Source organism: Kitasatospora papulosa, assembly GCF_000717245.1.
Classification (GTDB): domain Bacteria; phylum Actinomycetota; class Actinomycetes; order Streptomycetales; family Streptomycetaceae; genus Streptomyces; species Streptomyces papulosus.
Map to the genome: position 1 here is coordinate 1 of NZ_JNYQ01000033.1, position 11,617 is coordinate 11,617.

The following is an 11,617-nucleotide window of genomic DNA, read 5'->3' on the forward strand; positions in this document are numbered from 1 at the left end:
CCGAGAGCTACGACGCCGGACTCCACCTCCGAGCCTCTCTGATCTGGATCAACGACCTCTTACCGACGACCGAATGATCACAACCTCACACAGGCCCTAATCGACGGGCCTTCTCCCTGACCTGGCAACGAAGGAGCTCCTGAATCCGCTGGTCAAGACCGTCCTCACGCCACAACCTGAAGTAGTAGAACACCGCCGACCAGGCCGGCAAGTCATGCGGGAACATCCGCCACTGACAGCCCGTCCGGTTCTGATAGAAGATCGCGTTCACGACCTCCCGCAAGTCGCAACGCAAGACCTGGGATCTCCGGTCGCCGACCGCGCCACCCGGCCCTGCTTCCAGGTCGTGATCATCGGCTCGATCAACGCCCACTGCCCATCCGACAAATCGCTGAGATACGGCTCTCTCATCACGCCCCGCATCTCAACATGGACATGCCCATCGAGCAGCACCGCGATCGATGCCACGATCGAGCGATCACGAACGAACAGAAGTCGGACTTAACGACCACTGAGCACTCGCCATCGAGAGGATGAGCCCTGCCCGAGATTGCATCTGCGGCTTACTGGAGCATCCGGTGCAGTTAGAAGTCAGGTCCGGGTCGGGCGCACGCATGCCCCCGGGGCCGAAGCGTCGGCGTGCTTCTCGGCGTACGGGTCGACTGACGCCCACTTCTTGGTCTTCTTCAGGTCGTCGTAGAAGAGCGGGTGGATAAACCCGTCGGCGGGCGCGGTGCAGTCGTCGTTGGCTATCGCCGTCGCGTGCGTCTGCAGGTGTAGCTTTCCGTCACGGACGAGGATGTCGAGCTGCCGGTGGACAACCACCCTGGCGACCTCGAAGCCGTTTGGGTTGATCTGCTTGGCTCCGCTCGTCTTCACCAGTGCGTAGACGAAGGTGTAGTCGGCCTGCACCAGCAGCTCGCCCGCCGGTGTGACCTCGTACGTCATCGTGCCGTCAGTTTTGGCCATTCCCTCAGATGCCAGCACCTGCACCTCGTCCCTGTCGAACCGAGTGAGGAACTGAAGCGATCCCCGACCGGTGCTCGGATCGGTGAAGGCTGCATCCAGTTCTCTGCGGGCGGGATCACTCGGCGCTAGGAAGTTCAACGCTCCAACTGGCTTGGAGCCGTAGACGGTCTGGCTGGAGAGGTTCGCCGCGATGAGGAAGTCGCGAACGGCCCCAAGGCTGGTTGACACCTCCAGGTCAGTCAGACCATCAACAGCTTTGGACTGTGGAAGACGTATCCCGAGGGCTCCGTTCCCCCAGGCAGCGGCTGGTGAGCCCCGGAAGGGGATGTTTGTGGTGGCCGGCCAGGCGTCTGGCCACATCGCCTCGTCCAACATGCGCGGGGCGAATGGCTCGTCAGCAGGCCGCCCACCCATGGCGCTCGCGAGCCAGACACCGAAGCCCCCGAGAAGTAGGATCCCGGCACCGGCACCGAGTAGTGCCTTGCGCCGTCGGGTTACCCGCTCCCGCCGTAGCGTTTCCTCACGGCCTGGAGCGTTCTGCTCTGCCCGCAGGCGGGCTGCGAAATCTGCAGGATCGATCGACATGCTTCCCCTCCCCTTCGTGCCGTCCCCACGGCACGCTGAGGGCAGAGCCTCTCACACGCCGACCTGCCCGAACGCCTCTGCGAGGCATCGGGGCGACAGGGAGGCACCACTCGGTGGCCAACCCGTAGAACCAGCTCCGTCATGCTCTACCCCATGACGGCAAGCCGGACTCAGCAGCCCGGCTGGGCTTGATCCGCTTTGACGGACATTCGAGATCTGGGGTTCTGCCCCGGGAGGATGTCCATCGTGGAGAGCATGGGGAAGAAGAAGCCTCGCCGCCCTCGCCGTTCGTTCACGCCGGAGTTCAAGGCCGAGATCGTCGGGCTGTGCCGACGGGGTGACCGCTCGGTCGGCCAGGTCGCCAAGGACTTCGAACTGACCGAGACCGCGGTGCGGGACTGGGTGAAGCAGGCCGGGGTCGACGCGGGCGAGCGCAACGGGCTGACCAGCGCTGAGCGCGAGGAACTGGCTGCGCTGCGGCGGGAGAACCGCCGGCTGCGTGAGGATGTCGACGTCCTCAAGCGGGCCACAGCTTTCTTCGCGAAGGAGACCCGGTGACGGTGCACCCGTTCATCGAGGCGGAGAAGCGTGCAGGTCACAGCGTCAAACGGGCGTGTGAGCTGATGAAGGTCTCCAGGACCGCCTTCTATGCCCGTCGCTCCGGTCTGCCCGGCTCCCGTGCGGTGCGGGATTCCGAGCTGACCGAGCAGATCACCGAGGTCCACGCGCGATCGCGTGGCACCTACGGGGCCCCGCGTGTGCATGCCGTGCTCACACGGGAGGGCGCCGGGTGCGGCCGGCGTCGTGTCGCACGACTGATGCAGGCCGCCGGATTACAAGGCCGGCACCGCCGCCGACGGCAGGTGACCACGGTCCCCGATCCCAGGGCTGCATTCCGTCCTGAACTCATCGTCCGGGACTTCCAGCCCGGCCGCACCGGGCTCGATGCCCGCCGGTGCGGCGACATCACCTACATCCCGACCGACGAGGGCTGGCTCTATCTGGCCACGGTCATCGACATCGCCTCCCGGCGCGTGGTCGGCTGGGCAACCGCCGATCACCTACGGACCGACCTGGTCGCCGAGGCGCTGACGGCCGCCTGCCGGCAGCGTCGCCCCACCCGTCCCGTGATCTTCCACTCGGATCACGGCTGTCAGTACACGAGCCAGCAATTCGCCTCCCTGGCCGCCGGGTTCGGGGTTCGGCTGTCGGTCGGCCGCACCGGTCAGTGCTGGGACAATGCGCTGGCAGAGTCGTTCTTCTCGACCATCAAACGTGAACTGCTCGGCACCTCCGCGTGGCCCAGCCGGGCCACCGCCCGCACCGCGATCTTCGATTTCATCGAGGGCTGGTACAACTTGCACCGACTGCACAGCAACCTCGGCTACCTCAGCCCCGCCGAGTACGAGACCGCACTCGCAACCTGACCACCACACCAATGGTGTCCGTCAAAGCGGAGCAAGCTCATATCTACCTCGGCACCGTCACGCTCGCGGCCCTCCTCATCTGGCTCCGCACATGATCCGAGAAACAATGCCTAATCCTTGCCGGGACCGCGCAGGGCCGTGTGGCGCTTCAAGGCCTCCGCTCGCAGCCGCTCGGTCAGCCGGCTTCGGTCTGCTCCGTGAGTCTTGTTGCGATGGCAGTTAGGGCACAGAGCGATCATCGCGCTCGGGTAGTCGCGCCCGCCTGAGGCATGGTTAGGGCGTACACGCTCACCTTGTCCGACGCGGTGAGCTGGGGCATCTGCGCCCGCTACCAGGTCGTCTGCGTCGACGTCACGGACACCGAGTACCAGGACACCCTGCGCCCGGGCAGTGAGGCCACGACCGAGGAGGCGCGGGGGGCGAGGATCGCCGCCCTGCAGACCGCCCTGGTCAAGGCCTCGGCCGAGGAGGACTTCAAGCGCACCCTGACCTTCCACCACCTGGTCAGGGAAGCCGAAGCGTTCTCCGTCGGCCTTCCCGACGTCGCCGCCCGCCTGCACAAGGACGACCCGGAGCTCTACCCACGCACCATCTGGGCCGAGTGGCTGTCCGGGGAGCACAGCCCGCTCCAGCGCGCCCGGGTCCTGGACGAGTTCGCCGCCGGCATCGCCGGCGACGGCACCGTCGTCGAGAAGAGCTACCTCGGCTCGGTAAAGGTCCTCGGGGAAGGGGTCGACACCCGCGACTGCGACAGCGTGTACTTCGCCGACGTCCGCGGCTCCATGCCCGACCTCGTCCAGGCCGTCGGCCGCGCCCTGCGGATGAAGCCCGGCGAGGGCAAGACCGCCTCCCTCGTCGTCCCCATCCTCCTCAAGCCCGGCGAGAGCGCCGCGAGCATGCTCACCAGCAAGGCCTACGGAGACCTCGCCAAACTCCTCGAAGCCCTCCGCGCCCACGACGCCCGCGTCGTCGAGACGCTCGGCCAGGCCCCCTCCCCCACCCGAACCGAGCCTGATGACAGCGGTGACGCGGACATCGACGACGTCGACACCGAACCGAGGGAAGGCGACGACGAGCAGGGGCCGAGTGCCGGGGCTCGTGAGTTGCTGAAGTTCAGCACCCCCCGGGATCCTGCGGTGCTGGCAGCGTTCATCCAGCTGCGGATCCTGGACCCTGAGCATGAGCACTGGCGTCGCGGGATCGAAGCCTCCGTCCTCTACACGGGCCTGCACGGCGGTCTGCGCGTGCCCTTCACCTTCCGCGTCCCCGGAACCCAGGAGACCGAGGACCTTGATACCGGGCAGGACGCTGCCGACGAGAGGGGGTGGCCGGCGTCGCTGGCCGGGTTCCCGCTCGGACAGTGGATCGCCGACGCACGACGCCAGTACGCCCGCGGCACCATGCCGGACAACCGGATCGACCAGCTCGAGAACCTCGGCATGATCTGGTCCACCGTCGACATCGCCTGGGAAGAAGGCCTCTCCGCAGCCCGAGCCTGGGCACAACTGCACGGACACCTCCTCGCACCCCTGGACGCCACCTACGAAGGAGCGAAGGTCGGCACCTTCCTGAAGAACGCCCGCGCCGCAGCCCGCCGCGCCGACGACAACCACCAACGCCAGGCCCAAGGCCTGCCCGCCGACACCACCGGCTGGGTCCTGTCGCAGGAGCGGCGCGAGCAGCTGGAGGAGATCGACGCATCGTGGTGCCCGGCCTGGCCCGTCACCTGGCAGCGCGCCTTCCACCTCACCCGCCTCCACCTCGAAGCCGGCGAATCCCTGCCCACCCGGCCCGGGCAGGCCCTGGCTCAGGGCGAGGACCTCGGCCGCTGGGTCCAGACGGTCCGCACCGGGTGGGACAAGCTCACCGGCGCCCAGCAGTGGATGTGTGATCAGGTTCTGGGCATCGAACCCGCCGACGAAGCCGAGAAGCCAAAGGCCTCGACCAGTCAGGCCCAGAAGTGGGGGCTGCACCTTGCCGCCGCCCAGCAGTTCTTCGAGCGGGAAGGCCACCTCAAGGTCCCCCGCAAGCACATCGAGACCATCGGCATCCCCGGGGCTGCCGAGAGCCAGGAGGAGGAACGACCGCTCAAACTCGGTGCATGGGTCGCGAACCAGCGCTCTCGTGCAGCGACGCTGACGCCCGAACGGGCCGAGCAGCTGTCCACCATCGGGATGCGGTGGTCCTGATGGACGCCGTCGCCACCGCATCGGCGGCGCTCGCCGTCGGCTACCTGCTCGGGCGGCTGCGCCCGTGGTCGCAGCTGGGCGACTGGGCGGCCGATCAGGTCCGTTTCACCGGTTCATGGGTCCGGGGCGGCGCCGCCCGCCAGGCCGCCGTCGTCTTGGCCCACGCCGTCACCGCGCCGCGCACCAGCTGGCGCAGCATGCGCGCCCCGGCTGCCGAGACGCAGGCGCCCACGCCCGTACGCGATCCGGACTGGGCCGCCAACCGCACCCACCACGACAAGGGAGACACCGCGTGAGCACCGAGCAGGAGGCCGACGCGTACGGCCAGGAGCTGGCCCGCTTCAGCCACCACCAGCACGAGGCCACCGACGCGCGGTTCATGGTCTTCCGGGACTTGTCCGCCGTCGGCATCGGACACGAGCAGGCCGACGACATCGTGGCGAAACTGGAGGCCGGGGCGGTGGCCGGCGCCCACACCTGGATCTCCGAGAGCAGCCCCCCACGGATCCGGGCCACGGTTCGAGGACGGCTGGTTCGCCGGTGTCCGCGACGTCGCCAGCTAACTGCTTCGCATCGCCGACACCACCTCCACCGCCCAGCGAGGGCACGCCGCCTCCAGCGCCATGCTGCTCGCAGACCTCCAGCAGCCCGCCTCCCCCGCGCCGCAGAAGGCTCCCGCGCCGGATCCTGACCTCGCTGCTGGAAGCGAGGGACGTCCTGGCAGCCGCAGAGCGCTTTCCGTGGGCCGTGGCCGCGCCAGGGAGGCGTCACTGGCCGGACGGCGGTGACTTCCTGGACGTCGCTCTGAGCGCGGTACCTCCCGACGAACGCAAAGGGTACATAGAGCGCCTAGAGGCGTTCGTGGAGCAGCACCGCCCGCGTCTGGAGGAGATGCTGCGCACGCACGGGCCGGGCAGCATGCCCGCCTCACACGGCCGGTACGCGCTGATCGAACAGCCCGAGACTCTGGTCATCGTGGAGCGGATGGAGAATGCCCCGTTCCTTCTGCGCGGCCAGTGGGAGAAGGAACTGGAGACAGTCTTTCTGGACAACCTCGAATTCGTGTGGGGGCCGCGTACCCGACTGGTTCGGTGAGCCGCCGGGAACGACAGTGGGGCGGGGCAGGGCGATCATGTCCGGCCCCGCTGTCGTCGGGTCCGAGGCGCAGCCGCTCTCGGCCTCGTGTGGTATCCACCAACGGGAGCAGCATGGCCGGGTCGTTGTCAGCTTGCACCAGAGCCGAGGCCTCCGGATCTTCCTTGATGAAGGCAGCCATCCACTCCAGGAACGTGGCCGTGCGCACCAGCGCGGCGGAGTTCAGGTCTTACAGGCGCGGCCCCGGGGTGCCGTGCTCCCATGTTCGAGACGCCTCGATCTACTCGTTGATGCCCTTCAGACCCCCATCCCTCGTGATCTCCGAATCCTGACCGTACGAGGCCGCATAGCGGGCCGGTACAGCGGCCGGGGATGCGATCCGCATCCGAGTGCCGTCCCACAGCACCGTCTCTGCGGGCAGCAGCACCGCCCGCGCCGGCCATTCAAGCGCTGCTAGCGTGGCCTGGTGACACCGAATGGCACGCCTGGCGCGGAAGTTGACTGGTCCCGGCTAGCGGACGGCTCCCACACTGCGGCTGCCCTCTCTGCGCTGGGAGCTAACGGCGAGCGGGCGCTGGACCACCTTCGCACTGCCGTGCAGTTGCTCAAGGAGCCCGACCGTTGGCCCAGGCCGTTCGAGACTGTCCTGGCGGCCTGCCGGTCCGCTCTGGATGCGCTCCTCCAAGAAGCCGGGGAGGACTTCGAGGGACCGCGCGCCGCCCAGGAACAGGTCAACACGGAAGTCGCGGCTCTCCTCAAGCAGGCCGGCAAGCAGGGGCGGGGCCCGCTGGACAAGCTGCTCGCCGCAATCGACGCCGCTGACGTGCCGGATGTCATGGAGCAGAAGGCCGGCCTTGGAGCGGGCGTTCAGCGGCTGATCCGTATCCCTGACGGTCGGCTGCCGGTCCCGGCCGACCCGCGGGCGGAGTACGAGGCGGTCCGCGAGCTCCTGGATCTGGCCGGGAGACTGGGCGCGCTGCCTGCCGCCGGCGATGACCAACGGACGATCGTTGAGATCCTGCGCCGCGTACGGCAAGCCCGTCTGGCCTCCGGAGCAGCCGAAGCAGCCGCCCGGCCGGACGGCCTCGCCGGTCTGCGGGATGCGTGGGCCTACTACGCGCGGGAGGTGAACGCCGGCAAATTCCGGTCGCGTCAGGTGGCCCACCTCACTAACCGGTACCACGGGACCGCCCCTGGGCTCGGCGAGGAGGAGGCATTCCGGGCCTGGTCGAAGTTCTATCGGCGTACTTCCGGCAGTCTCCACGGCGGCGGCGCCGAGGACGAGACGAGCACCCGACGCCTGGTCTCCGACTTCCTGGCGCACGTTGAGCAGCTTCTGCTCGACCTGCCCGCCCTGGCCCCGCTGCTGGTCTCACTCGCCCGCAACAAGGAGCCGAGCGCGGCGGACGGCGCCGCGGTGGCCGCGATCCACCAGCCACGCGCGATCAGGTGGTTCTTCGCCAACGCCGTGAGCCCCGCCTGGCTCGACCTGGTCAACACCAATCGGCTTCTGCCCGAGGCGGGCCGATGGCCGGCCCAGCCGTACCTGGAGCGCGTCGCGCAGGCGTATCCGCAGAGGGTCCTGGAGTGGCTCGGGGAGCACCGAGCCGCTTTCACCAGCGTGGACCCGGCCGTGCTGGCCGGTCTCCTGAGGGTGGCTGGCACCATTGGCGGTGCCTCCGCCCCCGAGGTGCGGACCGTCGTGCGCCAGGACGGCACCGTGGAAACGTTGTGGCGCCAGCTGGTGGTGTGGCTGGTCGACGTCCCGGCCGACGAGCGAGACGTCGACTGGGTAGAAGTGGCCAAGCGGGTGCTGCTGTACGTGGTGGATCACCCTGCCGGGCAGTACTGGGAGTTCCAGGCACAACTGACGGACCTCCAACGCGCAGCGTACGGCCCGGACGGTGCCCGGGAGACGGCCGTGGTGCGTGCCGTACGCGGCGCGATGAATGCGGTCGTCGATGCCGCCGTGAACTCCGAAGCGGAGCAGGCGGGCCTCGACATGGCGGACGATCTGCGCCAAGCGGTCTCGGCCGACGGCTTCGGTCCGTCCGCCACCCGGATCGCGGTCCGTGCCCGCCTCGACTTTGCCCGGACCGAGTTTCAGCACGGCGTCACCCTGGCGCAGCGCACCGCTGGATGGCCGGACCTCCCGGGGCCGTCCCGTTGGGCGGACCGCGTGCTGGCCGCCCACCTGCTGGAGACGGTCCCTCAGCAGTACGGCGACTCCGAGATCTCCCAGAGCTGGCTCACGGCAGCCCGCGGCCTCCTGACGCGCCTCGGGGACGTCAAGATGGTTGGCGCCGACACCGTCGACCTGTTGGCTGCCGCACTTGACCGCTGCCCGCCCGACGCCCTGCCCGCAATGGAGGCGGAGCTCGTGCAAGGGCTCGGCGCCGCCCCGACCGGGGCCGACCTCGACGCGGGCCGCCGCGCCCTCGCCGACTGGAACGTACCGGCCCCGCGAGGCTGGGACATGGTGTGGTCGCTCTCCCCGGTCCTGCCGGCACCGGTGCTCGCCCCGTGGCAGCCTGCCGTTGACGCGGTGACCGACCTGATCGGACCCGCTCCGGCCAAGCTGCTGCCGCGCTTTCAGATCGTCCCCTACCTTGACACCCTCACCGCCGCCGCCCAGGATCTCGCGCCCGTCGCCACAAGCCAGGGCGCGCCAGCGGCCGCCGCACTCCTGCTGGATCGGCAACGGACCGGATCCTTGTCCCTGGACTACGCCCGGATCGTTCTGGGCCGACTCGTCGCCACCGACCCGGCCCTGTGGGCCACCGACGTCCCCGCGGTCGCTGCCGCCCTGGCTGATCCCGCCTTGCAGCAGGCCTACCTGGCCGCGCTGCGCACCCCGCTGACCGCCGACCCGTGCCCGCTCCCGGACCACGAGCCCACCACGAGGGCCGTCATCGCAGCGCTGTGGGACCTGCTCAGCGCACCCGGCATCGGGGCCTCGGTCCAGCTGCAGGCACAGCTGACGCTGTGCCTGGCGCTGAGCGAGGCATGGACGCACCGAATCGACCTCGGGGACATCGCGGTTACGTTCACGGCCTGGCTGGAGACAGCCGTCACCGCGTGGACCGAGCCGACCACTTCGGAGGCCGACCCGCTGTCGACCGCACACCAGGAGATCGGCGGCCTCGCGCTGGACGCCCTCATCCGACACGGTCTGACTTTCGTCTACGCCCCGGCCGAGCTCACGGTGGCCGTCGAGACCCTTCTCGACGGAATCATCGACGCGGGAACTGACGACCGCGCCCTGGCGGTCATCGGCCACCACCTTCCCGCCCTGATCCAGCACGCACCCCGCTGGGTCGACCGGCACAAGGCAGCTCTTTTCGACCTCGACAATTCAGTCTCGCCCGCCGTCCTCGGGATCAACTCCCAGAGGAGCATCCGCCCCGAGGGCTTGCGGATCCTGCAGCGCCTCGACCCGGTCCAGCTCGCCATCTACCTGAGCCGCACCAGCGGCGACAGCACGAAGAACGCCACGCTGTGGCAATACTGCGCGGCCCTGCTGCTGGCCAAGCCGGCAACCCTCGGCGGCCGCCCCGAGTTCCTCGCCCTTCTCGCCGCCCGCGACGGCGGCCCGGCGGCGATCTCCCGCCTGCTGGGCGACGCCGAGCATCTCCTGCCCCGCACCGCTACACCGGAGAACGCAGCGGACATCGAGCAGGGGGTGGACCTGTGGCGCAGCGTGCTCGCGCTCGACGTCCCTGGCTCGGCCGGCCACCTGCGCAGCGCCGGGAACTTCGCCCACGCCGCAGCACTGGACGACGCGGTGTGGCTGGAGCTGACCGCCCAGACCATCGAGCGCACCACCGACATCACCAACATCACCGCCGTAGCACGGCGCGCGGCACGGCGCCCGGACCTTGAATCCGCCCACCAGGTCCTCGCGGTGCTCGTGGCCGCAAAGGACCCCGACGACTCCACCCTCGCGTCGTTCCGCACCGCGGAGATCAAGAACGCGGGCATCACCCTGTGGCAGACCTCCCAGCCCGGCACTCCAGGCCGAAGGGACCTCGGCCAAACCCTCGCCCTCCACCACGACTTCCTTGAGGGCGCGGTGGCGGAGTGAGGCTGGGAAGCAGGCAGCGAGCTGCGAGCGCCGAGGAGCATAAGCCTCCTGCGTGCTCGAGGCGCTGGCACCGCACCCCGGCGGCAGGCACACGCACTCAGGAGGCGGGCATCCGGAAGCTACACCGACGCGGAGGTCGACCTGCTGTAGCTCAGCGGTCGGACGTCGGCGCTGCTCCGTCAGCCTGCATGGGGCGGCAGCCAGGTGGCCACGACTGTGCGAGTGACGTCCGCGTCCTTCATCGCCCGGGCGCGATGGTTGCCGTTGGTGTAAGTGGCGTTCTCGCCGAGGTGCGGTGCTATGGCGACGCTCGGTTCGAGCAAGGACTTGAGGGCCATGAGGTCCTTGTTGCTGGTGCCGAGCTCTCTGGCCATGGCTATGAACTGCTCGGAGATCTCGTGGTCCGTCTTCCCGTCGTTGCGCGCGTGCTCGATCAGCTGGATCCCGAGCTCGCTGACCTTTGACCAGTCCTGCTGGTGGTACCAACAGCACGATGTACGCCTGAGGAGGCGGTTGAGGATGCGGCGGAGCGGGGTCATGCAGGCTTCCCGGAATGGGGTCGGTTCTGGGAGGTCAGCAACGTCCATGACCACGTACTGCAGGCGCTGCTCCGGAGGGGCGGGGTGGGGGACGTATCGCTCACCGCGGGTTCCATCAACCGGAGTGCCGACGAGCGTGGCGATCTGGTCCGCAGCGATCTGCAGCCACCCTGCGACGCTGAGCTCGAAGCGGCCATCCACACGGAGGCGAACGAGGTCGAACGCGTCGTTGGATTGCTGATCATCCGGCTCAACGTAGTGCTGGATCCAGATCGGCGGTTCCGGCTCATCGGGGGCGTGGAGCTCCCACACGCGGGAGGCGTAGTGCTCGGCCGCGTTCGTCAGGCTGGTTCCCTCGTCGGGTGTCTGCGTGACTACGGCTACTGGGCGGTGGCCTGGGGCGGTGAAGAGCTGAAGCCGGAAGGTGCTCGGGATGCCCCAGGCCTCGCCGGCCGTGAACATGTGGTCGTCCACCGTCCGCTCGCGGAGTGCTGTGTGATCGCGCAGTGCTTCATGGACGCTGGGTTCGCTGTCCGTCTTCGGTTGGTACGGCTGCTGGTCAGGCATGACAGTCTCCGGTGTTGGCGGTGGCTAGTGAAAACGGTGTGCTGGCCGGGCGCAGAAGGACGTTAGGGCCTGTGTGAGGTCGTGATCAATATCTGCGTTCCGCTGCCGTGCCGGGACGGATCACGGTAGAACGCCGGTGTGACGCGCCGACAGCTCAGTGAC

General features: G+C 68.8%; 8 protein-coding genes and 1 pseudogene. 6 read left to right on the forward strand and 3 right to left on the reverse strand.

Translation table 11 applies throughout. The annotated features are described in order from the left end of the window. Positions 1-97 precede the first annotated feature (97 nt). A pseudogene (locus IA22_RS38405) lies at positions 98-414 on the reverse strand (transposase); the annotation flags it as partial. Between the two features lie 177 nt (positions 415-591). Further along, positions 592-1,554, reverse strand: a complete 963-nt coding sequence (locus IA22_RS36975; RefSeq protein ID WP_014140624.1) for a hypothetical protein — start codon at positions 1,552-1,554, stop codon at positions 592-594. Between the two features lie 255 nt (positions 1,555-1,809). On the opposite strand from IA22_RS36975, the gene IA22_RS0133185 reads away from it, so the two are divergent. From IA22_RS0133185 to IA22_RS0133225, 6 genes are all read left to right on the forward strand, one after another. Continuing rightward, positions 1,810-2,112, forward strand: coding sequence for a transposase (locus tag IA22_RS0133185; RefSeq protein ID WP_234434677.1), 303 nt, complete (start codon positions 1,810-1,812; stop codon positions 2,110-2,112). Further along, positions 2,109-2,981: an IS3 family transposase gene (locus IA22_RS36690; protein ID WP_030125818.1), complete on the forward strand. Its 873-nt coding sequence runs from the start codon at positions 2,109-2,111 to the stop codon at positions 2,979-2,981. Before IA22_RS0133185 ends, IA22_RS36690 begins: the two co-directional genes overlap by 4 nt. Positions 2,982-3,274: 293 nt before the next feature. Beyond that, on the forward strand, positions 3,275-5,170 hold the full coding sequence (locus IA22_RS0133200) for a helicase associated domain-containing protein (RefSeq protein WP_421702152.1): 1,896 nt from the start codon (positions 3,275-3,277) through the stop codon (positions 5,168-5,170). Beyond that, positions 5,170-5,466 (forward strand): hypothetical protein, encoded by a 297-nt coding sequence (locus tag IA22_RS0133205; protein ID WP_078605691.1) that lies wholly within the window; start codon positions 5,170-5,172, stop codon positions 5,464-5,466. Before IA22_RS0133200 ends, IA22_RS0133205 begins: the two co-directional genes overlap by 1 nt. Positions 5,467-6,031: 565 nt before the next feature. After that, a complete protein-coding gene (locus tag IA22_RS0133215) occupies positions 6,032-6,265 on the forward strand; it encodes a hypothetical protein (protein WP_134664076.1) in 234 nt (77 codons plus the stop codon). A 595-nt stretch (positions 6,266-6,860) separates the two neighbouring features. Then, positions 6,861-10,349 carry a hypothetical protein gene (locus tag IA22_RS0133225; protein WP_030125823.1) on the forward strand — a complete coding sequence of 1,163 codons (3,489 nt, stop codon included), beginning with the start codon at positions 6,861-6,863 and terminating at the stop codon, positions 10,347-10,349. Between the two features lie 179 nt (positions 10,350-10,528). Here IA22_RS0133225 and IA22_RS0133230 read toward each other — a convergent pair whose 3' ends face one another. Further along, entirely contained in the window at positions 10,529-11,455 is a 927-nt protein-coding gene (locus tag IA22_RS0133230; RefSeq protein WP_030125824.1) for a hypothetical protein, read from the reverse strand. Between the last annotated feature and the right edge of the window lie 162 nt (positions 11,456-11,617).

Excerpts from the sequence above, each read along its gene's own strand:
- IA22_RS0133205 (WP_078605691.1), top strand. The coding sequence starts at position 5,170 with ATGGACGCCGTCGCCACCGCATCGGCGGCGCTCGCCGTCGGCTACCTG.
- IA22_RS36975 (WP_014140624.1), bottom strand. The coding sequence starts at position 1,554 with ATGTCGATCGATCCTGCAGATTTCGCAGCCCGCCTGCGGGCAGAGCAG.
- IA22_RS0133230 (WP_030125824.1), bottom strand. The coding sequence starts at position 11,455 with ATGCCTGACCAGCAGCCGTACCAACCGAAGACGGACAGCGAACCCAGC.
- IA22_RS0133185 (WP_234434677.1), top strand. The coding sequence starts at position 1,810 with ATGGGGAAGAAGAAGCCTCGCCGCCCTCGCCGTTCGTTCACGCCGGAG.